Here is a 23,210-nt window from a genome sequence, read left to right on the forward strand (position 1 = left end):
CCTTTCACGTCCCAACCCGAGGCCGATCCACAGGTCTTGAGCATTGCTCAACAATGACGGCCAGCTGCCAACCCGGCCGAGGCCATCCGCCCGACGACGTCAGATCGCCGCCCATTCGGGTCCGGTCGCGAGCGGTTTCCGCTCGTCGGTGCGATGTACTGGTTTGATCAGATGACCGCCGATCCCGGCCATGCGCGGTGGATGGTGCGGCAGGCGGTCGTCGGCGAGAAGAGCCTCGTCGTCGGACATGCCGGGTTCCACGGACCGCCCGATGAGGTCGGCATGGTCGAGGTCGGCATGGTCGAGATCGGCTAGTCCGTCGCTCCCGACTTCCGTCGTCAGGGATATGCCCGATCCACTCTGATCGAGTTGCTTCGCCGGGCAGCAGCGGAACCCGCAGTCACGACCGTGCGGGCGACGATCGACCCCGACAGCGTGGCGTCCCTGGCCACGATCTTCGGCTTCGGCTTCGTTGGGGTCGAAGAGCAGTGGGATGAGGAGGACGGTCTCGCACTCGTCTTGGAGGCTCGGGCCAGGTGGGCTCTGTCAGGCCGTCAGGCGGCCGCACGGGGCTCTGAGAGGGCAATGAGCGAGTCTTCTTCCTTTTGCGCCTTCGCTTTGATCAGGGTCGCTGTTCGGTGGGGCCGTGCGTGTCTATGGGCGGGGCTGTGCGAACAATCCGGGTTCGCTCTCGTCGAGGAATCCGAGGCCGACCAGGCGTTTGAGCTTCCCGCGGGTGTCTTCGGCGTGCTTGGGCAGGGCCGGGAGATCAAGTGCCAGGCACAGGTCAAGGGCGCGCAGCGGCCGTCGTTCCTGCTGGACGCCGGGCAGGTCGCCGACTGGCCTCGGTCAGTCGATGCCTTCGATGATGCGGAAGTCGCGCTCGACGCCGTCGGAGAGAGCGACCAGCGCCTCCTGGTAGGCCTCGCTCTCGTGTGCCGCGAGGGCCTGTTCAAAGCTGTCGAACTCGATCAGGACAGTGCGCTCGGCGATTCCAGCGTCGTGTGCGACGACCCGACCGCCACGGGCGAGGGGTCGCCCGCCCCCGGCCTGGACGGCCGGACCGGCCAGCTTGTTGTAGGCAGCCAGCTTCTCAGGGTCTGAAATGGTGTGGTAGGCACTGACCCAGTAGCCCTTGGCCACGGAACCTCCAGTGTTCGGGAGAGCACATCTGACTTCGAATTCACAGTTCAGATCGATCGCACCCAACGACGGGTCACCGGGGTGATTCAGAGACGCGCCGGTCAGCCCCGGTTCGGGCCCGGCGGTCGCCGCTGTTGCGGTCATCATCGTGAGCGCCTATCGGTCCAGCGCTAAGAGGGTGTTATGTAACGTATCAGTGTTCTGTCATCGCTCGTTGATGTGATGCTCTGGCAGTTCGGGCCCCGATCGCCGTGACGGTGCGGTGTGCCGGCGCGGTGAGATACGAGGACGTCCGGTACCCGAATGACATGTCCGATGAGCGGTGGGATCTGGTCCGGCCGGTATTGACCGCGTGGAAGGATGCGCGTCCATCGGTGTCCGGGCATGCGGGGCGGTATGAACTGCGGGAGTTCGTGAACGCGATCTTGTATCAGGCGCGCACCGGCTGCCAGTGGCGCTACCTTCCGAAAGATCTTCCGCCGGATGGCGCGGTGTACTACTACTTCGCGAAGTGGCGGGACGACGGCACGGCGCAGACCATTCACGATCTGCTGCGCTGGCAGGTTCGGGAGATGGCCGGCCGGGCCGAGGACCCGACGGCTGTCGTGATCGATTCCCAGTCAGTGCGGGCGTCGAACAACGTCCCGGCCACCACGGCCGGTCTGGACGTCGGTAAGAAAACCCCAGGTCGGAAGCGGGGCATCGCGACCGACGTGATAGGGCTGATCATCGCTGTGGTCGTCGTCGCGGCCAGCGTCCACGGCAACGTCATCGCGGATCACCGGGTTCACGGCCTTACCTTAGCCCTCGCCACAGTCCTGACCAGGTAAATGACGCGGGCAGCGCCACCTGCTCGGGCGTCACCTGTTGGGCGCATCCGTACCCCGACCAGACGCTCATCAACTTCCGTCATTACGCCTTCACTCCGCCGTCGCATCCCGGGTATCGCTGGATCGATATCAAACGCTTTCGCATGCCCGCCGATCCGCTGCCCGATGACCGCGCTCTCCATGCGCTGATTGGCGGTGAGCATTTCGCAGACGGATACGCGGGAGGTGGAGTGGACCCGACCGGCACGATCCACGGCCCTTACCAGCTCACCCACATCACGGCCGATGCATATGAGTGCCTGGACGCTGAGGCCGCAGTAAGCGTGATCGACAGGTGGGCCCTCAGTTCGGTGACCTTCCTCCAGTACGTTGGTCGACGTCCTGGAGGAACAGATCTACGCACCCATCCGGCGGGCCAGGAGCCGGTACCGCCTCGGCGAGCTCGACAAGAGTGCGCTTCACGACTGGGCCGGCACCCACACCGAGTCCCACGAACTCGTGATCATGGATGATTCGCGGAAGGCTCTGCTATTGCTCGTCGCCGCCGATGACTGATCATCGACTTCCGCGAGTCTTGGCCGGTCCTGCCCTCAACCGGACCACACCCGCGGCAGCCTGACCAGGGCACCTGAACCTGGGCAAAGCTGGAAATGGGCGAACAATCACTTAACGCCCTCTAAGATTCCTGGTCCGTCGTCTCGCGCAGCTTCTCCTGGATCTGTGCCAGGGCTTCCACGGCAGGCAGCTCCGTCAGCCCCTCCGTGAGGGGCAAATGCGAAGGGCAGAACCACTCGCAGTGTTCTGGGTGACCAGCCCAGTCATCCGGATATGTCTCTGTGGGCCGGAAGTTCACTAGGGTGAAGTCCTCGTATTCGAAGCCTGAACGCTGGTACGGAACACGGCATATGGCGCAGAACGGCGGCATCATCGAGGGCTCTCATTCTCTGGCGGATCGACCTCTGACAGTCAGCTCACGGTAACCGCCCACAAAACCTGAGTCAGAACCCAAGCTCGTGAACAACACCCATCCGTCAATCCGGGTGGCTCCCAAACCCGTGAACAACCGCTGTCACGAGTCGTGAACAAAGCCCAGGCCCCCGCCGCATCGAGTGACGGCGGCCTGGCGGCCCTGCCGTCGGGTGCACTCGTCGGGAGTCGGCGAGGGCCGGCTCGGCTGTGATGAGTTCGTCGTAGACCTGGGCAGTGGCCTGGTTCAGCTCCGTGGCGGCGGTCAGGTTGGTGGCCGGCCGGGGCCAGCCGTCGCAGTCGCTGGGGTCCTTGAGCCGCTCGTATTCCTCGTGGTTGCGCTGCTTGTCGCGCTCCAGCTCGGTCCGGCGGGCGCGCGGTTACTGCCCTTGGGTGGGCTGGGCGTCCTCGTAGCTGGGGTGGCGGGTGGCGTAGAGGCCGGCGGAGATCGCGTCGCGGCGTGTGGGGTCGAGCTTGGCGTACTGCCGGTCCAGGTAATTGACGACTTCCGTGGTGGGTCGGGCTTCGTTGTCCACGCGGCCCAGGCGGGCCCAGAGCTGCACGTGGCCGGACCAGCGTTCGTGGGCGGACTGCCGGGTGGTGCCGACGACGGAGGCGATCTGGTCCCAGGTGGTGCCGCGTTCGCGTTCGGCGCCGCCGCGTCGCGGACGTTGCCCTCCACCCTCACCGCCCGCCCCCTGACAGACGGTTACGGTTTCTCCGACATGGTCAAGGACCGGTCTGAGCTGCGTGAGGAGATCTTGGCGCAGCCGAACGTGAGCCTGGTCGATCTCGACCGGCCGGTGGAGGGGCCGTCGTTCGACAGTCCGCAGTTCCTGGAGGCATTGGGCGCCTACGGGCACGGGGTGACGCTGGTGACTGCCTCCGATCACCTCGCCGAGGTGGCCGCCAGTCAGCCGGAGCAGTTGCGGGTGGCGCTGGACTACTTCCACTGCTACCGCGAGTCGAATGAGCTCGGGTCGGACGAGATCTGCTGGGCGCTGTCCGGCGGATCCGACACGGCCGCAACGAAGTCGTCGGTCACGCGCGAGTACGGCGGTGTCAACACGGGCAGTACCAGGCGCTTCGACGACGGGACACTGCTGTTCGAGGACACGGTCAACACGTTCCTCTGCGCGCGGATCATCTGCTGGGAAGCCGACCACAGCAATTCGCAGTGGGTGAGGGACTTGCACGGCACCATGGAAACGATCTCCTTGGTGCTGTTCGAGATGGCCGACAAGCTCGAAGAGTACGGCGGGCACTATCCGGTGCCGGAATACGACAAGGTGATGGAGTATCTCCTGCTCTCCGCGGCGAGCACGGGCGTCATCGCGAAGCTGATCGAAGCGTTCACCAATCACGACGACCTGGTCCGCGAGCGCACCTTCGTCTTCGACCGCGCCGCACTGGGGCAGTGGATCGACCAGGTGGGCGACCCATCCAGGGTTTCGACTTCGACGGCGGCAGCGGGGGCCATCACGTACTCGCGCTGAATGCCACCGGCACCATCAACGCCCGCCCGCGCACGACGTCAGCAGTCGCCACCCCCAGCAGCGCGACCACCTGGAGCCCGGACACCGCTCTTCCCACCTCCGCGATGAGCGGGGCGCCCGCCCTCACAGCGCCCGCGGGCACCGCCGAGCTGCACTGCCTGATCCGAGCCGCGGACAAGTCCGAAGAAGTGCGGTGGTCCGCCCTCACCGGCACCACATGGGGCCCGTTCGTCAAGCACCCCACCGCCACCATCGCCGACTCCCCGCCCTCGTCCTCACCCAGGGCGACCTCGCCGGCCCCGACGCATCCTACGGCCGCCTGTACTGCGTCTTCCGCGGCTGAACCACAGCGAAAACCAGCGGGCACCGCACCGGTGCCCGCCCACGCCATACAGCTCCGAAAGCCAGAACCTCAGCGGATGATCCTGAACCGTTGACAGGCCCGCGTTCCGGGGTCTCACTCTGCGTCGGTGGCGTGCTTGTCGCGCAGGGGCCGCAGGCCGCCTGGCAGGTCGGGGAGCTGGAAGGAGTTCCGCCCGAGCACGTTGATGTGGTGGCACGAATGGGGAAAGACGGGCAACGTCCTCGTCGCGGACCTCGAAACCGTCGTCGCGGAGCTGGCAGAGGGCGGCATCCATGTAGCGGGTGTTGAACAGCACGAGCGCGTTGAGGGCCAGGCCGAGCGCCCCGATCTGGTCTTGTCCGAACTAGCCCAGCACAACGGAGGGTTGCCGACCTCTCGGGCTCCGTAAGGGAACGCGACTTCAAGAGAGTTGGACATCCGCGGCTCGTCCGGAGTGTCGTGGATGCCCCACGTGGCGGCAGAGGCTGTTGTCTATACCCGACCAGGCCCCCCAGCTACCGCTGGGGGTGTCCTTCCGCTCGCCGTGCGCCTTCAGCATCGACGCGTCCACGCCCCCCTCGAACAAGGAGCATGTGGGGCGGCAGATTCGCTGGCAGTGGATCGGCCGAGAAGCGGGTCAGGCCTTTTCCAGAATCGTCTTTAGCTCCGACAGCATCATGATCCAGCCGCCGCTGACACCCTCGAGCATCTTGGAGTCGGCCGAGGTAAAACCATCGTGGGTGATGGTCAGCTTCACACCCAGTTCCGGCTCCTCGGCCGGCTCGATGTCGAAGGCGACCTTCGAGCGCTCCTTGGCCGCCTCACCGAACTCCGTGTCGCTCATGCCGAACATCTCCTGATGCATCGGCTGCAGCGTGTGCCAGGTGTAGGCGAGCCGCTTGCCGGGCTCCGACTCGGTGACGACCTGGCCGAGGTCCTGAGGCTCGCCGCCGTCCTCGACCGGCCACAACACCTTCGAACCGGCCTTCCAGTCGGAAGCGGGCGCCCAGCCACCGTGGTATTCCTTCAGGAACTCCGGGCTGGTAAGACCCTCCCAGAGTTTCTCGGGCGTGGTGTGGATGTAGATCGTGTAAACGAACTCGGGCTTACTCATCGCTGTTCCTTCCAGGGCCTGCTTCAAGTTGCTGAGCGCGGCCATCCGGCCCCGCTCATACTGGCCGATCCAGCGGTCAGCCATATCGTGGATGGGCACGGGGTTGAGGTAGTGCAGCCTCTCCCGGCCGCGCCGGACCGCTGTGACCAGGCCTGCGCTCTCCAGCACCGACAGATGCTTGGACACCGCCTGTCTGGTCATCTCCAGTCCCGCACACAGTTCGAGCAGGCTCTGACCGGCCCGCTCGTTCAGCCGGTCCAGCAGCCGCCGTCGGCTCGCGTGCGCGAGCGCCTTGAACACCTCGTCCATGCCATCCAACCCCCTCACCATCAGAGGGGCAACTATTTGGTTGCGTGTCAAAGGGCAGGTGGATTGGTGCTCTGTATTCCTGAAAATCGCCCTCCGCCCCGGCCCAGGAGAAGCGCTTGAGGTGACGCCTGGCGCGAACTTGCTCGACCCGGCACATGGAAGTGCACGTCTGGCGAAGCCGCAGAAAATTGCCTCAAGGAGATATGGCACGGCTCCTCAGCCGCTGGACGGGTCGGAGGTGAGACGGCCGGCGCTGGTCTGAAAGTCTGGCATCCCGAGGTGCACGGCCGTGTGTCGGGCGGAGACGTCGCGCATCGCGGCGACCTTCTCTGCTCGGCGGCGGCGAGGCTGGCTTCGATCGCCGCGACCTCGCCGAGCCAGCCCTGTTCCTCGGCCTCTTGCAGGCGGTCGACCAGGTTGGCGCGAATCTCCTCCAGCCTGGGCACCTGCTCGGGGTCGGCCGCAGGACGGGGCAGCGGATGCATGCATGTTCGTGGATGCAGGGGGTGCCGAAGTCGCGTGCGCAGGTGCCGAGGGCGACCTTCCGTAGTTCGAAGTGCGTCAGGAAGTCCTGCCACTCCTGCGCGGTCGGCTCGCGGTACTCCTCTCCGGGCCGTAGCGACCGGCGTCGGGCGATGAATGCCCGGTGGTGACTAATGACGTCCTCGGGGTAGATCGCGGCGGATCCGAGAGTCGTGTCGTCCGGTGGCCGCATATGCGGGCGGCGATGTGCGGGGGCAGGCCGGTGCGGAGGGGGGCGGTCACGAAGATTCTTCGGAAGTCGTGCGGCGTATATCGCAGCGGCCTGTCGCCAGGCCCGGTCAGCCCGCTGGCGACGAAAGGGCGTCGCCCAGGCAGGTGTAGATGTAGTTGCGTGGGATGGCCCGGTTCTCCGGGCCGTAGCGGCGCTGGAAGAGGACGGGCATCGGTGCACTCGAAAGACGTTCCAGAGTGTCGTAGGCGGAGACCAGGGGCATGGCTGCCTGCCCGCACCGAACGCGGTGAATGACCGCCGTCAGCACCTCACCGAGTTCCGGGGAAACCAGCAGCAGACGCTCCTGGTCGAGCTTGGAGAGGGCGGCCTGCAACATGGGCACGATCTCGCCGGTGGTGGGGAGCTGGTAGGCGACGAAGCTGTGGTGAGTGAGCTCCAGCGCCTCCTCGATGCGCATGCCGGTGTGGCGGAGGACCTCGACGATTGCCCAGGCCCAGAAAGCGGGTTCCTCTTCCATGGTCAAGTCCCGGCGCCGCCCGGCCGCGGGGTCGTCCGCATAGACGCGGGTTGATACCCCGGCTCGGCGGAGGAGAGTCTCGCCTGCCGGGGTGATGAACGTGGCCCCGGCTGGAGCCTCTCGCCCCGCGGCGAGACACGCTTGGGCGTCCCTGAGCTGACGTTCGACAGCTCTGACCAGGGCGGGAAGGGACGGCAGCAGGGTGCGAGTGCGCTGGTCCATGGCTGCCTTACGTCGAAGGCGGACCTTTCCGTGATCGGTGTCGCTGTCGCGGATAAGACACGGCGCCACCCAAAGGACCCAGCGTGCCGGCTCATCAGCAGCCCAACGGGCGAGGTCCTGATAGAAGGCCCTGACCCAGGTGAACACGGTGTGCACGTTCACCCGCGGGCGGAGGGGAGCGCCGTGCCGGTCGCGGACCATCCGGACCCGTTCCCGCCAGGCGGTGACGGTATCGGCGTCCAGCCGGAGCGAATCGATGCCCGGGTGATGCTTCCCCAGGTCTCGCCAGAACAGTCCGGCCAGCGCGCGGGCCATGTCCTCCGGCGTGGTGTGTAGTCGATGTCGACCGCGCGCTCGGTGAGGTAGTCCACCAACAGGTCGCGTATCGCGGTGCAGGCGATGTCGTGCCGGTCGACCAGGGCCGCCGGCGTCAGCTGCCCCGGCAGCATCACTGTCTTGAGCCGTGCAGGGGCGTCGGGTCCGAATACGCCGAGTGCCGCGAGGAGAGCGTAGAAGAGGTGCTTGCCGTGGTAGCCGTTGGTCTGTTGCTCGCCGATGGCGTGCTGGAGTTCGACGCAGACGCCGATGGTGGAGTCCAGCACCGCCCGCTGCCCGGTGTTCAGCATCCCGTAAAGGGTGTCCCGCAGCCGCTGATTCGCCGCCTCCCGCACCGAGCCCACCAGCCGCGCCAGACGGCTCGCCCCTGGCAAACAGCACCCGGCCCTCGCGCGGCCACCCCGCTGCCGCGTCGAGCTGCGCCTTCGGCCCGTCCCCAGTCGTCCACGCCCGCGCTTCCAGCCATCCCGCCAGCTCCTCGCGGACCTCGGCGAAGTCCCGCCAGCCCCTGGCCTCCTGGATCTCCCCGGCGTGCGTGCGGGCCGTACCGTCCCGCTCCCCGTACAGCTTCAGGCACGCGACGTCCTCTGCCCGGCCAGGTACTCGGCCACCTCCGCCGGCACCTGCCGCGGGTCCGGCATGAACCGGCCCAGGAACCGCACGCTCGTCAGCTGGACCGCGAACCCGAGCCGGTTGTGCGCACGGCGCTTGGCCTGCACCGTCTTCCGGTCCACGTCGTCCAGGAAGAAGTACCGCTCCAGCTCCGCTCGCGAGGGCACCTCGTGGAACGACCCGTACCGGGCCGCCTGCTGAACTGCGGGGCCTTTCGTGTCAGACCCAAGAACCTGGCACTCCCGCTTCAGGCCCGTCCGGCATGGGGCCAGCCTTCACCTTAGTCCGCGCGGTCGCAGTCCCGGAAGGTTCGTTTCTCTCCATGTTCGGTTTCGCTGTGGTTCCCTGTCTCCGTTCGATCATGCCCAGCGCCACCCCGGCGATGATGATCACGCCACCCGTTACCTGGGCGAGCCGGATCGACTCCCCGTTGATCACGATGGCGCCGATGACGCCGAAGACCGGGACCAGGTTGAGGATGTTCACCGCGACGCTCGAAGCCATCCTGCGCAGGCCGTAGTTGTAGAGCAGGAAGCCGCCGACCGAGCATGCCACGGCCAGGTAGGCCAGCAGGATTGAGGCCGTTGCGCCCGGTATCTGCCAGTCGCCTGCCTCCAGTAGCGATGCGAGCACGAACCCGGCCGCGCCTGCCAGGGTCTGGTAGTAGGTGACGCTCGCGGCGTCCTGGCCGGCGCTCGCGCGCTTGCCCAGCACGTTGTAGCCAGCCCAGGCAAGACCGCCGAGCAGCAGCAGTACGTCCCCCAGCCAGCGTGAGCTGCCGCCCACCTCGGCCCCGTTGCGTACGACGAGGAAGGCGCCGGTGGCGGCGAGGAGTACCCCTGCCACCCTCGGCAGCGGCATCCGGGTACGGAAGGCGACCAGTTCCACCAGCATCGTCATCAGCGGGTATGTGGCCACGATCAGCGACGCATCGGAGGCCGTGGACAGATCGACGCCGACGTTCTCCAAGACGAAGTACACGGTGATGCCGAGGAATCCGCTCAGGTAGAGCTCCCGCCGCTGCCTGGCGTCCGGGCGGGCCGGGCGGCGTCGGCCCAGCCGGACCAGCACGCCGAGGAGTATTGCCGCGAGCGTGAATCTGACGGCGCCGATGCTGAGCGGGCCGACGTCGTCGAGGACCTTCTTGGTCACCGCGTACGAACTGCTCCACATCAGCGCGGCCGCCATGACGGCACACACCGCCCCCACCGTCGGTCCGCGTTCCCTCATCTCAAGTCGCCCCTCTCCGCAGCCCATCGGCGTCGATCGCATCGATACCGAATAAACATCAGCCAGTTAGGCTGGAGGCTAACAACATCATCGAGAATTACGCGAAGAGTCCGAATTACCTTCGGAATGTGATGAGATGGGGAACGTGTGGATGAACTAGATTCGGCGCTGGTGCGCATGCTCCAGGAGGATGGTCGGCGTACCAACCGGGACATGGCCCAGGAACTCGGTATCGCCCCCTCCACCTGCCTGGAGCGCATCCGGGCGCTGCGCAGAAGCGGTGTCCTGACGGGATTCCACGCGGAGGTGGACCTCGCTGCGATCGACCGCGGGCTGCAGGCGGTGATCGCCGTTCGGGTCCGCCCGCCGACCCGTTCGGTGATCGAGTCCTTCCAGACCTTCCTGGAGCAGATGCCCGAGGTCATCTCACTCTTCGTCCTCACCGGGAACGACGACTTCCTCGTGCACGTCGCCGTCCGGGATACCGACCATCTGCACGCCGTGGTCCTGGACAAGCTGACGAAGCGGCCGGAGCTGGCCGACGTACGGACATCGGTGGTCTACGGGCACATGCGCAGGAAGGTCATCGGCGCGACGTGACACCGGCGTGAACCTCGCCCAGAGCTGGTCACCGGGATGAGGCCCGGCCCGGCGGATCAGGTGGCTGCCGGAGTGGGGCGGGAGTTGGGGTTGACCTCAAGTCGAGTTGAGGTTCTAGGTTCGGGGGTGCCGATGTCGACGTACCTGAGAGGTACGGCCATGAGGACGCTGGTGCTGGGAAGGACGCCTGCCAGGGTGACGGAGGTGCTGGCCACGCTCCGCGCGGACGGCTTTGACGCGGAGGGAGTGAGCACCGATGAGGAGGCTCGGAAGCTGTTGGAGGCCGAGGAGTTCGGTGTGCTGATCATTGGCGGGGGCGTAGAGCCGGACTCCCGCGCAGCGATTGAGGAGTTCGCGGCAAAGCGCCGGGTGCGGCGGGTGATCAACGGTGCCCTGACGGAGCCGTTTGACACCTCCGTGCGACGGGAGTTCGAGCCGCTGATCCGCGAGGCTGCCTCCAAGAGGTGACGGCCATGGTCCGCCTGGGCCTTGATCCAGGCGGGCCCCGGCACCCGCACAGCACAGCACCAGCGCAGCCCCGACCTGACGAAGCACTACTAGAGACCGCCGACCTTGACTGGGAACTTCTCAGCTTGTTCTTTATGGTCGGACCTCGAACGATGCCCCGAACGTGATCGCTCATACGGGGATTCCAGGGACGTGAAGACGGCCTCCGTCTGATCCTGTGCTCCGACCAAAGAGGCACTTGACCAGTACGAAGGCCGTGGGGGAATGAGTCTGCTGCATCACGATGTCCGGCGGGAAGCGTTCGCGGTGGCGTCACACTTCCGGGACGGCTTCTTCGACTGCCTGACCGTGCGCGGGGACACGTTGTTCGAGCTGACCGACGCGTTGTTGTGCGCGGACGGGCCGGTGACCGCACCGGTGGACCTCACACTGACGGCCGTGCACCGGCGCGGACACGGCGCGATGTACGACGCGCTGAACCGCGGTCACGTGGATGTGCCGCGGTTGCGGCAGGTGCTGGCGGGGTTGCCGCAACCCGAGGCCGCCGGCGGGCGTCTGATCCTGGCGGTGGACGTCACCCACTGGCTCCGGCCGGACGCGCCGACCAGCGCGGACCGCTTGTTCTGCCACGTTTACGGCCGCAGCGGACGCTCCTCGGACCAGTTCGTGCCCGGCTGGCCCTACTCGTTCGTCGCCGCGCTGGAGTCGGGCCGGACCTCGTGGTGCCAGATCCTGGACGCGCTGCGTCTGGGGCCAGCCGACGACGTCGCCTCGGTCACCGCGGCCCAGGTCCGTCGCGTGGTCGAGAACCTCGTCGACATGGGCCGTTGGCAGGCGGGTGACCGCGACATCCTGATCATCTTCGATGCCGGCTATGACGCTCCGCGCATGGCCCATCTGCTGGAAGGGCTGCCGGTGGAGGTCCTCGGGCGGATGCGCACGGACCGCGTGATGCGCAAGCCGGTCCCGGTGCCATGGATCTCACCGCCGCAGGGTGGACGCCCGCCCAAGCACGGCAAGGAGTTCCGCTTCGCCAAGCCCGACACCTGGGGCGAGCCCGACGCCGCGACGGTGCAGGTCGCCGACCGCTACGGCACCGTCCGTGCGGCGGCCTGGGACCGTATCCATCCGCGTCTGACCACCCGCTCCGCGTGGATCGACCACACCGGCGAACTCCCCGTGATCGAGGGCACGTTGATCCGCCTGGAGGTCGACCGCCTGCCCGGCGGCCACGCTCCGCTCCCCGTCTGGCTGTGGACGTCGGCCACCGGACTGCCAGCCGAGGACGTCGACCTGCGTTGGCAGGCGTTCCTGCGCAGATTCGACCTGGAACACACCTTCCGGATGATTAAGCAGACGCTGGGCTGGACCCGCCCGAAGCTCCGCACCCCCGAGGCGGCGGACCGGTGGACATGGCTCATCGTCGCGGCCCACACCCAACTCCGCCTCGCCCGGCCGCTGGCCGCGGACCTCCGCCGCCCCTGGGAGAAACCGGCCGAGCCCGGCCGACTCACCCCCGCCCGGGTCCGCCGGGGGTTCAGGAACCTCCGCCCGAACCTGCCCTGCCCTGCCCGGCCCGTGCACCCAAACCCAACCGGCCTGGCCCCGGCAGGCCACTCGGCTCGAAGAACCAGCACCCCGCCACCCACTACGACGTGGGCAAGACCACCAGACGCCCTGAAAGCATCACCGAACGCGATCAGCTCAGAGGCGGAACACGACTTCAGAATGGAACGGACAACCCGGCCTCGCGCAGTCGAAGCAGTGCCCTGCCCATGCACTCGGCGACCGAGGCCCCGTCGGCCCTCATCCCACCGTCCAGCGGCCCACCAGAAGCGGCAAATGTCCACGCCGGCTGACCGTCACGCATGCGCTCCGCGTCGACCCGGATCATGGCACCGACCCCCTGCTCGCCAAGCCACTCCAGGATGGACAGCGTCACGTCCTCGACGCCGCTGTCCAGGTCCACCTTGGGCCGCCGCCCCATCCCCTTGGCCATGGCCACAACCCTACTCAGCATCTGAATCGGATCGTGTCACGCATTCCCAAGGCGGCTCGGACCATAAAAAACAAGCTCAGAGCCTGTTTGTGAACCTCGCTCGGCCTGAGGGGTACACGGTGTGAGCAGACTTCAGTGGGCGCGCATCGTGGACCGCGCCGCCGACATCGTCACCAGCTACGACGACGTCGGCGGCTGCACTCTCCGACAGGCGTATTACCGGGTGGTCTCGGCGGGCTTGATCCCGCACACTGAGCCGACGTATCGGCGCCTGTCCGCGCGGCTTGCCCAGGCCCGCCGCGGGAGGGGTGGTTCCCCGATCTCATCGATCCGTTGCGTGAGGTCCATGTTCCGCCGGCCTGGTCGGGCGCCGGTGTGTTCCTTCAGGCCGCCCCTGACTGGTTGGCCCTGGATCGGACTGCTGGGCAGGCGACGGCCCTGTACGTGGCCTGTGAGAAGGACACCTTGCAGGCTCAGATGGCCGGTTGGCTGGAGCGTGCGGCGGTCCCTGTGCTCGTCGTCCGGGGGCGAGGGGAGTGTTGGCCAGGATCACGTGGGCGGTGGTGCCGGCCAGGATGTTGGCTGAGGTCATCGTTCGGGGTTGACGCTGGTGCGGCGGTGATACGTGTCGATGTGTCAGTGGTCGGCGCGGCGAGGCGAGGCGGAGGCTCAGGCCTGGACACGGACGAGCCCAAACCGCTCTCCGGAGATATGGATCGCGGCGCGCACGTGATGTGACAGACGCCTACTCGTGTTCGCCGCAGCCCTCAACTTGCCTTGTCTTTCAGCTAGTTGGCCTCTCAGGCCGTCGCGGTATAGGCTAGGTTCATTCGAAGAATAGTTCGAATTAATTCCTAGGGGGACCCTTGCTGCCCATGAAGAAGATCATCACTGGATCCGCTATCGCACTGTCGGCAGGCCTGTTTGTCGGTGGCATCGCCCTGCCCGCGCAGGCGAACGCCAAGACAGGCGCCGGCACGCACACCGCCAACGTTCGTACTGTGTGCGATCCGGCCAAGCTCCGCCGCCAGGCAGCCAACTTTGACGTCCTCGCCAAGAAGGCGGAGAAGGCGGGCAAGAAGCAAAAGGCCATCGAGTACAAGCTCCGCGCCCAGGGCCTCCGGAGTACGGCAAGGCAATGCGAGATCCTCGACGCCTGACCTCAGGGTTTCCTTCTGAGGTGTAGTCGGTTCGCGGCGGCTCAACTCCTTATCCGCGTCGACGCGACCTGCAAGAAAGAGAGCCTCTCCGCGCACGAGATTGCTCAGGTCGTCGCCCGCTCCTGCCCGGCAGGATTACCGAATGTCCTCACCTGCCTCGCGGCGCGAGTGCCACGGGGCAGGACCGCCGAAGGAACAGCCGATGAGCGCAGAGTTCGCCCAGGTACCTGGGCGAACTCTGCGCTCCTGCTTCGGGGCCCTGCCGAACTGCTCACCCGCTACGCGCCGACCACCGTGCTGCCCACTGACCGCCGGCCTTCGAGTGGCCGTGGCGACGGCGGTTGCCATGGACGTGACGGTGCGCCGCAGGCCGGGTCTGCGGCGACCGTGTCCGGGGGCCGGTGAGTGGCGTTCTGGGTCACCGGCTTTTGGGCTCTTGTGGATCAGGCGCCGGGTCAGCGGCGGTGGCCCCAGCATTCGGTGTCGATGATGTGGCGGTGGTTGTCGGCAACAGCCGGATCTTGGCTTCGTTACTCCGGTCGGTCGGCTGCCTTGTGCCGCGCGCTGAGGGGCGTCGAAGATCGGGCCACCACGCTCTCGCCTAACGCCCGGCCGCCGCCTGCGGGGGCTCAAGGGGTGGGCAGGCCGCCGGGCGGGCAGGGCGGCCGAATCGGACCGGCACGCCGGGGGAGTACAGCACGCTCACCGGCGGTCCGACCGGCGAAGGCAGCCCGGCGGCGGTCACCAACTCATCTTCGCAGTACAGCAGTTCGACCCGGTGCAGTGACCAGCGCGGGTGGGCGTTGGGCAGATACACCGGCTGCCCGAAGAAGGCGTGGTGCATCCCCCAGTTGGGCGGCAGGAAGTGTTCGAGGGCAGTCGGTTCCTCGATCCGCTCGCCGACCCGCACCTCGATCCGACAGCGCACCCCGCGCGGCCCCGGCCAGCGTCGGCTGCTGGTGTAGCTGATGGTGTCCGCGTCGCGGTGGATCGCCATCCTGGCCCACATGTAGGGCAGCCGGCAGGCGCTGCGGGCGAAGGCCACCGGTAGCAGCCGCGATGCCTCCAGAGAGCGGAACACCACGCCGCGTCGGCCGTGCCGGTCCGGGCGCGTACACCGGAGCCGTCCGCGAAGGCTACGTTGTCTACCTCTCCGGCCGGCTGGCCACGTCCGCGGCCCGGACCAGGACAGCGCCTTCGGCATCGAGCTCACGCCCTGGTCCGCCGCCGAGTCCTTCCTCGCCAACCTCGCCAGCTGACGACGGGCGCGTGCGCTCGTAGCCGGAGGCCGACACCTGATGGTGACGGCCTCCAACGTTCATCTGCGCGGCAAGGCCGGCCCGCCTACCGCGCTACCGCTCCTGTCCGGCCCGACGATCCGGAGCGAGCACAGCGCGATCGGGCACCCCTACGAGGGCTGACGGCCACGTGGCTTATCTAGGGGGCGATGGCTTCGCACAGGTCAGGTGGGGTGATCCGTTGTCAGGCAGGTTGGCCAAGTGCGGATACGTTTCGACCGAACGCTTCCTGGACTCCCGTTCGGCTACGGCGGCACCAGCCTCGACCGTGTGAGCCGCCGCGGACGACTGCCTGCCGAACGGCAAGATCCCCATGGACGGGGCGGGCTGCTCCTGACTGATGACGGGGGATACACTCCTCCGCCGGAGGGGACACGGGGTGAGTGAGACAGAAGAGACGACCGCGGCGCCTGGCCGGCTGCGCCGGGCGCTGCCGACCGGCAGGCGGGGCTGGTTGCTGCTGATATCCGCGCTGGTGCTCGTGCTTGCGGGCACCGGGCTCGGCACGTGGGCGGCGGACACGTGGCCGTGGCCGAAGGACCACTACTGCTGGGGCGCCTGGGAAGAGGGCAGCGGTCCGGACTTCCTCGGTGACGAGGCGTTCGGTGACGATGACGACGGGTCACGCACCGGCAAGGAGACGGCGCCCACCCGCGAGAGCCCGACCGGAAGCTGTGAGGTCGCCATCGCCAGCGACTACAAGAGCAGTTACGACGGTGACCAGGTCTCCACCGACCAGCAGGTGACCGTCGAGTACGGCCCGGTCCCCAAGACCGCGGAGGCCCGGCTCGCGATGATCCAGGACGATTTCCTGGGCGGCGACATGGCCCCGCTCCCGGACGGCCTGCCGGGCACGGTGAGCGGGCGTGGCGGCCTGCTGGTACTCCCGAAGTCCTGCGATACACAGGCCGGCCGGCCGACCGTCGTCACCATGCACGCGTCCGGCACGTACAGCAGCGGCCCTTCGTACACCCAACACGATCCGGCCGATCTGGGCGGCGCCCGGGAGGCGGCGGTGCTGCTCGTCGCGGCGGCCAACCGTGGGATGGCGGCGGCCGGTTGCGCGCCGGACGAGCCGCTGAAGGTCAGCTCGCCGGTCTACGACCTGCCGGGCCAGAAGGAGAGCATCTTCGGCGCGTCCGACGACGTCTGCGGCATCCGCGGCCTGCACCTCGCCACAAAGGACATCGAGGACCAGACCGGCGCGGTCACCCGCGACTTGCAGACGTGCAGTGTCAGCGGCGATCGCGACGGCATGCCGTACCTGAACCTGGCGATGGTCGCGCAGCCCCGGCTGGCCGCGGTGTTCGACGGCATCGCGGGCGAACGCTCCGCGGGCCGCGGCTGGCGCGGCACCGGAACCATCAGCGAGGGGCACGCGATCGTACAAGCCGACTGCGCCGGCCGGCCCGTCACCTTCCTGATGGGCGCCTCCACCGACCCCGACCACCTCGCCGCCTTCGCCAACGCGGCCGCGGCCCGCCTTGGCTGCGCCCCCATCGCCCCCAAGGGAGCCGCCCGGTGAGCAGCACACAGGACGAGCCGAACCGCTACGAGCAGCCCCTGCCCGCCGAGCGGGAGCCGCTCAGCGAGCGGCGCCTGCGCCGGTGGCACTGGCGCAGGTTGTTGCGTGGCCGGGTCCGGCCGCTGCTGGCCGCGGGTCTCGCCGGGGTGCTGCTCGGCGCCGGCGGCATGGCCTGGCAGACGCAGGCCGGGCCGTTCGCGCCGGACGAGCTGTGCTGGGGCGCGCTGTCCCGCGACGACCTCGCCCCGACCTTCCGCCAGCCGGAGGACGTCAAGGCGGTCGAGGCGCCCGTGCTGCACGGTGGGCACTCCCTGGACGGCCCCACCGGCAGTTGCCAGTTGACGAACAGCGAAGGCGACGCATGGGCGCTCACCGCCCGGGTGCACCGGCTGGACGACCGCACTGGCGACGACGGCAAGTGGGCCGACGAGTTCCTCTCCGCCCGCCTCACCCCGCTCGGCGGCGGCCTGCTCGGCATGGCCTCGGACAACCGCGCCTGGCTCGCCATCCCGGACGGCTGCCTGGGCCGCCCCGGCGACTTCGACGGGCCGACCGTCGTGGACATCGCCCAGGGCAGCTGGATCACCGACATGGAGCCGCGTACCAAAGAGCGGGACGGGATGGCCCGCATGGTCGTGAAGCTCGTCAACAAGGTCAGCGCGGACCTGGGCTGCGCCGGCACGATCGCCGATCCCGTCGAACGCCTGCCGAAGGCCGCCCGCTACACCCGCACGGAGAAGCCGAACGCGCTCTGCGGCATCGAGGGGCTGACCCTGGGCAAGAAACGCCGGCCGGACAAGTACCCCATGATCACCGACGGGCACGGCCCGGTGCGCACCTGCGACCGGGGCATCACCGGCTCGCAACCGAAGCAGCGCCTGATGACCATCGAGGACCCGCGGCTGGCCGGGATCTTCACGAGAATGGCGCTATACGAGGGCGACCGGATGCGCGCCGGCGCCGGCGTCGGCGGCCTCGGCCCCAACCTAGGAGTCTTCCAGACCCGTTGCCAGGCGGGCGAGACGGTGTTCCTCGTACAGGCCAACGAGGGCGGGACCGGCGCGGACGTGCGTACCCTCTTCCCCCGCTACGTCGAGGCCGAGGCTGCCCGTCTCGGCTGCGGCCCGCTGAAGCTGAACCTGCCACGGCCGACGTAGGGGCTGGTTCCCGTAGCTGGGTGGTCTTGTCACACCCTCCGGGTCGAGGGGGTCATTCTCACCGGGTCTTGGGGGATCGCGGTTGGTCGCTGTGGGGGTTGAGTGCCGGGTCATGTCGATGTCGGGGTCGGTTGATCAGGCTGGGTTGGTTGGCTGGGCGGATGAGTGGATCCTGGCCTGTGATGGTGTCGGGTGTTCAGCCGATTACGTGGTATCGCAGGTGTGTGGCTCCTGGGGCGTCGATGGCGCGGACGAGGTCGAGCTGGCGGGGCGCGCCCAGCGGGCCGAAGAGCGACCGGTCGGCGCCGAGCAGCACGGGGATCTGGTGGATCTCAAGCTCGTCCAGCACTCCGGCGTGCAAGGCCAGCTGCGCCGTCGTCGCTCCGTGGACCAGCACGTTGCGCTCACCGGCGGCCTTCTTGGCCCGCGTCATGGCTGCCTCGATGCCGTCGGTGGGGTAGCGGATGTTGGGGCCCTGGACAGCGTCGTCGTCGGCCTCGGAGCGGGTGAACACTTCAATGTGGACGCCGTCGTGGTGGTCGCCGCCTCAATGTGGACGCCGCCTCAGCCGCCGGCCGCGTCGAACGTGCGCCGTCCCGTCAGTACTGCGCAGGTGGCCATTATCTCTTGGATCACCGGAAGGCTGGCCGTGTCGGTGCGGCTGAGCGGTAGGTCGACTCCGCCGTGGGTCTCGCGGTCGCCGTCGAACAGCCACGCGTGCGGCTGCTCGCCGCCGGTGCCGAGGCCGTTGTCAGGGCCGTCTTCGGGACCGGTGATGAAGCCGTCGAGGGACATGGACATGTAGGGCACGGAGCGGGACACGATCGGGTCCTCCTGTCGTGACGGAGTGTGGACAGGCCGAGCGAGTCATCACGCTGCTTCATCTCGGCTTCACGCTTCTCCCTACAGACCGCCTGTGTGTCTGGCATTCATCGTGAGCCCGGTCCTGCCCGGCGTCCACCTGATCGCGTCCGGCTCAAACGCTGGATCATCGGCACGCTGCACCATCGGAAGTTGCAGCCCTGGCTCCTGCAGTCATGTGCACACGGGTCACGTCCGCATCCGTAACTCGCAGCGGGGAGAAGGGACGATAGGGGTGATGTCGTAATGATTACTCCACTGTTCGCCGTTTCGATGGCAGATTCGATGATTGAGCGCATACGGGTGCAATCGTGCTGTGCGGCTGATGACCTTTCCCGGGCCCCGGTCGGACGGTCGGATCAGCGCAGTCCGGCGAAGAGATCGTTCTCGGGTACGGCTGCGCCGGTGGCGTCCTTGACACGTACGAAGGTCTCCATCCCCATCAACTCGCCGAACCTCTCCTTGCCCATCTTGAGGAAGAAGATGTTCTCGCCCTGACTGGCGTGTGCGGCCAGTGCGTCGAATTTCTGACCGCTGAATGCGGTGGTGTCCACCCAGGTGGTGATCTCATCGTCGGGGAGGCCGATCTCGGCTATTGCGGCGGCCTCGGCAGGATCCGGCTCCGGCATGTCCTCATGGAATTCGCGCATGATCTCCCCGAACCGCTGCATCATCGAGCGGGGCATCGTCGTCCAGTACACCTTCGGTGTCAGCGCGGTCATCTCCAGCGCCGCCATCGTGATGCGGTGGGCCTGGATGTGGTCGGGGTGGCCGTAGAAGCCGTTCTCGTCATAGGTGACGACCACATCGGGTCGGTAGTGCCGCATGAGTTCCGCGAGTCGGGCGGCGCCTTCCTCCACGGGGGTCTGCCAGAAGGATCCAGCGGCGTCGTTGCTCGGCCAGCCCACCATCCCGGAGTCGGCGTAGTCCAGCATTTCCAGATCGCTGATCTTCAGGGCTTCACAGCTCGCCTCCAGTTCTTGACGGCGCATCAAGGCGACGGCTGCCGGATCGTGCCCGGGCTCGCCCGGCTTGGTGCCCCCCGGTCCGTCTCCGCAACCGCCGTCGGTACACGTCACGAGAACCGTGCGGATGCCCTCCGCCGCGTACTGCGCGAGAACCCCGCCGGTTCCGGTGGCCTCGTCGTCGGGGTGGGCGTGCACTGCCATGAGCGTCAAGGGCCGGTCAGTCATGAACAAGTCCTCCTGGGGAAATACATCCTGGTCTGAGTCCGCGGCGGGTGTACCGCGATCCCGGAGGCCCGGATCCTGTCGGGGCGGATGACCTTGTTCCCACCGTCCGACGCCGGTCCTCGGTCGATGCAACAGTGCCAGCAGGACGGCGATTCCCAGAGGGTGCAGCCGCGGGCCTGGGGCAGAGACAGCGGCCGTCGCGTACCGCTCTGAGCACCCGCCCGCATTCCGCCCGGTGGTAGGCCCGTGGCGTTGAAGGGCGCCAGAGACCGCCTCGCCGGCATGCCTCCTGCTGTGCGCGTCCTAGGGTTCCCCTACCAACCTCCCTACGCCGTCCTCTCCGGTGTGCGGGGTGAGAGTTGCTGGTCAGAGGCCGTGGTCAAAGACTGCGCGGCACTTCGACGACCCTCCTTCCTCTCTTCTTGTCAGTGGTGGGTGTTGGTGAGTTGAGGGTGGGGCGTCGGGTTCTGGGCCGGCTCGTGGCCGCATGGACGAGCGGACGCACCGGCGGTGAGTGGTGCGGTGGGAGAGGGTGGGCAGTAGTGGGTGGGACGAAGCGGCGGCCGTACGGGTCGACGGCCAAGACGCGGCAGATGGTCCTCGCCGCGCTGGGTGTGGCGAAGGTGGCGACCGCTGAGCAGAGCCGGCAGTTGATGTGCCCGGGCGCGGTCAGCGGGCAAACCGTCCGCAACGGCTGCCTCGATCTCGGGCGTGACGGCCTGGTGGAGTCGCTCGGCTCGGCCAGCCGCTCCAACGCCGTGGGCGACCTGGTCACCGAGAAGCTGGGGAATCTGACCGGCCCCGGCCTGGAGGCCGCGGCCACGGTGCTGGACCGGCCGGTGCGGGGAGGAAGCACCGACGCTCCGGTCGCGGACCGGCATCAACGTGGCGTCCACGATCCACGATCCACAGCACTTCCGCCGCGTCCGTAGGACCCTTACCGCGTCGCCGAAGCCGAAGTCTCAGAGGGGTTCGACCGGGGTCACCCGCGCCGCGGAACTTGGCGCCGTCATCGCAGCCGCCGGCCACGATCTGTTGCCTGCCGTCGCCGATGGACGCGTACGCCCCTCATCGACAGCACCATGTCCTTGGACACTGCCGACGAGGCTGCCACGAGGCTCCGTTCCCACCAGACACTCGGAAAGTTTGTCCTCACTGTGCCGTGAGCCGAAGATCAGACCTCAACGACTACGAGGGATAGGCCCAAGGCTGGTGAGGCCAAGAGAGGCAGAGGTGTGGTCTTGTGTAAGCGGGCCGCGAAGCCGAGGCGGAAAGAAACACGAGTGTGGGACTGCGTGGCGTGCCACGGAGTGCGATGCCGCCCGGGACAGCGGTTCGCAGTGGCCCTGGCCTGCGGCAGGCGCGTCCGGACGGGTGCGGTCAGTTGCCCATGGCGAAGACGGCGATGAAGAAAACCATGGGGAGCAGCACAATCGCACCCGCGATGGCCGCCACGAGGAGGACGGTCTTCATCACCGTCTCCGCCCTCCGGTGGTCGCGGGCGGGTTGCACAACAGTTGAGGGACTGTCTTCGTGTTCACTCATGGAGTCATCCTGCTGGTCTCGGTGTGGGCCGGCCATCCGTAGAAGTACTCACCCCGGTCATGACTGGCGAAGGCTGCGGCACACTCCCAGACCGGAGGCGTGCCGCAGCCTCTTTGGGAGCGGTAGAAGCCTGCCGCCCGGGTGGCTGGTTGGACCGGGCATGACGATGTATGACGCGGCTCCGCGGCCCGCCCAAAGGCAGATGGCGCCCCCGCGTTCACAGTTCGCTTCGACCCGAGCGAGTCTGTGGAGATCGACCGGTGGATCCTGGAGCTGCGGACCCGGACCGGGATCCGTTGGACAAGGCCGAAGTGGTGCGTGGACTGCTACGCATGGCCCGCACGCCCGACAGCGTCCTGCGCGACACGCTGACCAGCCGCGCTCAAAGAGCCCAGTGCCTGAGACAGCGATATGCAAGGGCCCATGCCGATTGTGTCGGGCATGGACCCATGTTCGAAGTGGTGGGCCTTGCGATGCATGACGCAGCGGAAGTCTTTCTGCGAGAGTTGGGTGGCTTGGCTGTGAATGTCGGTGGCTCAGGGATCAGCTGTGCGTGCACGTCTTTCGAGCTGGATCCCGAGTTGGCCTGGGGCGAGGACGACCGGTTGCTGGAGTGGGGTGAGTTCATCGGGCGTCGTCTTTTCCCGCTCGGCGAGCTTGATCACGGCCGGTTCTTTTTGGCAATCGACGAGGGTAATGAGGTCTACCTCGTCGAGACCTGGGTTGCCGGCTTCGGGCCGGTGCCGCGGGCCCTCGAGAACTTGGTTCGCGCGGTGGCTCCCCGCCGGATCGATGAGGAGTGTGCGTCATCGGGGCAAGGTCCTTGACTTCCCGCGGCTCGATCCGAGTGACCGCTGTCACTCAGCTTGTGTGACGCCTTCGCTGCGTGTCGCGACAACAGGCTCGTTTCTGAAGGGGTTGGGAGCCGGCACGGCCGAACATTTGGCGCTTGAGTGTCTTGATCCGGTTGACGTGGTCCTCGATCATGTCTGAGCTCCGGGGCAGGGTCAGATCGGCGGTGACGGCGTCGTGGTCGCGGTCGATGCCAGCGGCGGGGGTGTGGAGGCTTGGCAGGTCGTTCTGGCGGACGGCGTCGAGCCACTCGGGGAGCTGTTCGCTCTGGCGCTCGGTGAGGATGGTCGCGAAGGAGCGGACGTGGCTGGTGGGGGCGTCACGCTCGGGGGAGTTGGCCAGGACTGCCTTGGGCTGGAGTTGTTCGATCTCGGTGAGGGATTCCGGGCGGCTGAGAATCCATCTGGTCACCAGGCGGGGTGCCGGTGGCTGTGCGGTGACCGGTCGGGGTGAGTGCGCTTCTTCCTGATGTAGGCGCTGACGAGGCCGTAGCTGCCCTGGTAGCCGAGCGGGACGATCTCCTTCCAGAGCTTCCGGGCGTGGGTTGCGCCCTCGTTCCAGCGTTCGTCGGGGTAGGGCTTGTAGTCGTCCAGGGCTGAGGTCCGGTGGTGCTGCCATCAGGGCTGAGGTCCGGTGGTGCTGCCATCAGGGCTGAGGTCCGGTGGTGCTGCCATCAGGGCTGAGGTCCGGTGGTGCTGCCATCAGGGCTGAGGTCCGTA

The 23,210-nt window shown here is 67.5% G+C and carries 22 protein-coding genes and 4 pseudogenes; 13 read left to right on the top strand and 13 right to left on the bottom strand.

Annotation, left to right across the window (positions count from 1 at the left end; all coding sequences use genetic code 11):
* Positions 1-153 precede the first annotated feature (153 nt).
* Positions 154-315, top strand: coding sequence for a hypothetical protein (locus ACGFML_RS35830; protein WP_393549855.1), 162 nt, complete (start codon positions 154-156; stop codon positions 313-315).
* Positions 316-849: 534 nt separating this feature from the next.
* On the opposite strand, the gene ACGFML_RS35835 is transcribed toward ACGFML_RS35830, so the two are convergent.
* Complete coding sequence (locus ACGFML_RS35835; RefSeq protein WP_393549856.1) at positions 850-1,143, bottom strand: DUF1330 domain-containing protein; 294 nt, start codon at positions 1,141-1,143, stop codon at positions 850-852.
* Positions 1,144-1,451: 308 nt separating this feature from the next.
* Here ACGFML_RS35835 and ACGFML_RS35840 point away from each other — a divergent pair, with 308 nt between their 5' ends.
* Together ACGFML_RS35840 and ACGFML_RS35845 are read left to right on the top strand one after the other, a co-directional pair.
* Positions 1,452-1,973 (top strand): transposase, encoded by a 522-nt coding sequence (locus ACGFML_RS35840; protein ID WP_393549857.1) that lies wholly within the window; start codon positions 1,452-1,454, stop codon positions 1,971-1,973.
* Positions 1,974-2,342: 369 nt separating this feature from the next.
* A complete protein-coding gene (locus ACGFML_RS35845; RefSeq protein WP_393549858.1) occupies positions 2,343-2,528 on the top strand; it encodes a hypothetical protein in 186 nt (61 codons plus the stop codon).
* A gap of 791 nt (positions 2,529-3,319) precedes the next feature.
* On the opposite strand, the gene ACGFML_RS35850 is transcribed toward ACGFML_RS35845, so the two are convergent.
* On the bottom strand, positions 3,320-3,475 hold the full coding sequence (locus ACGFML_RS35850) for a hypothetical protein (protein WP_393549859.1): 156 nt from the start codon (positions 3,473-3,475) through the stop codon (positions 3,320-3,322).
* 45 nt (positions 3,476-3,520) lie between these two features.
* Between ACGFML_RS35850 and ACGFML_RS35855 the strand changes: the two genes are divergently transcribed.
* The gene (locus tag ACGFML_RS35855) at positions 3,521-4,435 is read left to right on the top strand and encodes a hypothetical protein (RefSeq protein WP_393549860.1); all 915 of its coding nucleotides are present in this window, start codon (positions 3,521-3,523) and stop codon (positions 4,433-4,435) included.
* A 457-nt stretch (positions 4,436-4,892) separates the two neighbouring features.
* On the opposite strand, the pseudogene ACGFML_RS35860 reads toward ACGFML_RS35855, so the two are convergent.
* The 5 genes and pseudogenes from ACGFML_RS35860 to ACGFML_RS35880 all read right to left on the bottom strand — a co-directional run.
* Positions 4,893-5,136 (bottom strand): annotated as a pseudogene (locus ACGFML_RS35860) (Tn3 family transposase); the annotation flags it as partial.
* A gap of 279 nt (positions 5,137-5,415) precedes the next feature.
* Positions 5,416-6,201, bottom strand: coding sequence for an ArsR/SmtB family transcription factor (locus tag ACGFML_RS35865; RefSeq protein WP_393549861.1), 786 nt, complete (start codon positions 6,199-6,201; stop codon positions 5,416-5,418).
* An 821-nt stretch (positions 6,202-7,022) separates the two neighbouring features.
* A complete protein-coding gene (locus ACGFML_RS35870) occupies positions 7,023-7,433 on the bottom strand; it encodes a hypothetical protein (protein ID WP_393549862.1) in 411 nt (136 codons plus the stop codon).
* Positions 7,434-8,238: 805 nt separating this feature from the next.
* Positions 8,239-8,854, bottom strand: a pseudogene (locus ACGFML_RS35875) (DUF4158 domain-containing protein); the annotation flags it as partial.
* Positions 8,823-9,833: a DMT family transporter gene (locus ACGFML_RS35880; RefSeq protein ID WP_393549890.1), complete on the bottom strand. Its 1,011-nt coding sequence runs from the start codon at positions 9,831-9,833 to the stop codon at positions 8,823-8,825. The gene ACGFML_RS35880 and the pseudogene ACGFML_RS35875, both read right to left, overlap by 32 nt.
* A gap of 147 nt (positions 9,834-9,980) precedes the next feature.
* Here ACGFML_RS35880 and ACGFML_RS35885 point away from each other — a divergent pair, with 147 nt between their 5' ends.
* The 4 genes and pseudogenes from ACGFML_RS35885 to ACGFML_RS35900 all read left to right on the top strand — a co-directional run bounded on the left by ACGFML_RS35885 (position 9,981) and on the right by ACGFML_RS35900 (position 14,060).
* Complete coding sequence (locus ACGFML_RS35885) at positions 9,981-10,433, top strand: Lrp/AsnC family transcriptional regulator (protein WP_393549863.1); 453 nt, start codon at positions 9,981-9,983, stop codon at positions 10,431-10,433.
* 159 nt (positions 10,434-10,592) lie between these two features.
* Positions 10,593-10,901 carry a hypothetical protein gene (locus ACGFML_RS35890; RefSeq protein WP_393549864.1) on the top strand — a complete coding sequence of 103 codons (309 nt, stop codon included), beginning with the start codon at positions 10,593-10,595 and terminating at the stop codon, positions 10,899-10,901.
* 264 nt (positions 10,902-11,165) lie between these two features.
* Positions 11,166-12,610 (top strand): annotated as a pseudogene (locus ACGFML_RS35895) (NF041680 family putative transposase); the annotation flags it as partial.
* Positions 12,611-13,775: 1,165 nt separating this feature from the next.
* Positions 13,776-14,060: a hypothetical protein gene (locus ACGFML_RS35900; protein ID WP_393549865.1), complete on the top strand. Its 285-nt coding sequence runs from the start codon at positions 13,776-13,778 to the stop codon at positions 14,058-14,060.
* 601 nt (positions 14,061-14,661) lie between these two features.
* Here ACGFML_RS35900 and ACGFML_RS35905 read toward each other — a convergent pair.
* Positions 14,662-15,165, bottom strand: a pseudogene (locus ACGFML_RS35905) (DUF2071 domain-containing protein); the annotation flags it as partial.
* Positions 15,166-15,358: 193 nt separating this feature from the next.
* Between ACGFML_RS35905 and ACGFML_RS35910 the strand changes: the two are divergent.
* From ACGFML_RS35910 to ACGFML_RS35920, 3 genes are all read left to right on the top strand, one after another.
* Positions 15,359-15,481, top strand: coding sequence for a hypothetical protein (locus tag ACGFML_RS35910; protein WP_393549866.1), 123 nt, complete (start codon positions 15,359-15,361; stop codon positions 15,479-15,481).
* 256 nt (positions 15,482-15,737) lie between these two features.
* Entirely contained in the window at positions 15,738-16,883 is a 1,146-nt protein-coding gene (locus ACGFML_RS35915; RefSeq protein WP_393549867.1) for a hypothetical protein, read from the top strand.
* Positions 16,880-18,040, top strand: a complete 1,161-nt coding sequence (locus tag ACGFML_RS35920; protein WP_393549868.1) for a hypothetical protein — start codon at positions 16,880-16,882, stop codon at positions 18,038-18,040. The genes ACGFML_RS35915 and ACGFML_RS35920 overlap by 4 nt, the downstream gene beginning before the upstream one ends.
* Before the next feature lie 196 nt (positions 18,041-18,236).
* Here ACGFML_RS35920 and ACGFML_RS35925 read toward each other — a convergent pair whose 3' ends face one another.
* The 3 genes from ACGFML_RS35925 to ACGFML_RS35935 all read right to left on the bottom strand — a co-directional run bounded on the left by ACGFML_RS35925 (position 18,237) and on the right by ACGFML_RS35935 (position 20,094).
* On the bottom strand, positions 18,237-18,554 hold the full coding sequence (locus ACGFML_RS35925; protein ID WP_393549869.1) for a dihydrofolate reductase family protein: 318 nt from the start codon (positions 18,552-18,554) through the stop codon (positions 18,237-18,239).
* A 50-nt stretch (positions 18,555-18,604) separates the two neighbouring features.
* Positions 18,605-18,862: a hypothetical protein gene (locus ACGFML_RS35930; RefSeq protein ID WP_393549870.1), complete on the bottom strand. Its 258-nt coding sequence runs from the start codon at positions 18,860-18,862 to the stop codon at positions 18,605-18,607.
* A gap of 398 nt (positions 18,863-19,260) precedes the next feature.
* Positions 19,261-20,094, bottom strand: a complete 834-nt coding sequence (locus ACGFML_RS35935) for a PIG-L family deacetylase (RefSeq protein ID WP_393549871.1) — start codon at positions 20,092-20,094, stop codon at positions 19,261-19,263.
* Positions 20,095-20,636: 542 nt separating this feature from the next.
* On the opposite strand from ACGFML_RS35935, the gene ACGFML_RS35940 reads away from it, so the two are divergent.
* The gene (locus ACGFML_RS35940; protein WP_393549872.1) at positions 20,637-21,026 is read left to right on the top strand and encodes a hypothetical protein; all 390 of its coding nucleotides are present in this window, start codon (positions 20,637-20,639) and stop codon (positions 21,024-21,026) included.
* A 448-nt stretch (positions 21,027-21,474) separates the two neighbouring features.
* Here the strand turns inward: ACGFML_RS35940 and ACGFML_RS35945 are convergent, their stop codons facing one another.
* Positions 21,475-21,639 (bottom strand): hypothetical protein, encoded by a 165-nt coding sequence (locus tag ACGFML_RS35945; RefSeq protein WP_393549873.1) that lies wholly within the window; start codon positions 21,637-21,639, stop codon positions 21,475-21,477.
* Between the two features lie 449 nt (positions 21,640-22,088).
* Here ACGFML_RS35945 and ACGFML_RS35950 point away from each other — a divergent pair, with 449 nt between their 5' ends.
* A complete protein-coding gene (locus ACGFML_RS35950) occupies positions 22,089-22,466 on the top strand; it encodes an SUKH-3 domain-containing protein (protein WP_393549874.1) in 378 nt (125 codons plus the stop codon).
* A 34-nt stretch (positions 22,467-22,500) separates the two neighbouring features.
* Here the strand turns inward: ACGFML_RS35950 and ACGFML_RS35955 are convergent, their stop codons facing one another.
* The gene (locus ACGFML_RS35955) at positions 22,501-22,902 is read right to left on the bottom strand and encodes a hypothetical protein (protein WP_393549875.1); all 402 of its coding nucleotides are present in this window, start codon (positions 22,900-22,902) and stop codon (positions 22,501-22,503) included.
* Positions 22,903-23,210 lie beyond the last annotated feature (308 nt).

Origin of the sequence: Streptomyces sp. NPDC048650, assembly GCF_043199095.1 — a bacterium.
Taxonomy (GTDB): domain Bacteria; phylum Actinomycetota; class Actinomycetes; order Streptomycetales; family Streptomycetaceae; genus Streptomyces.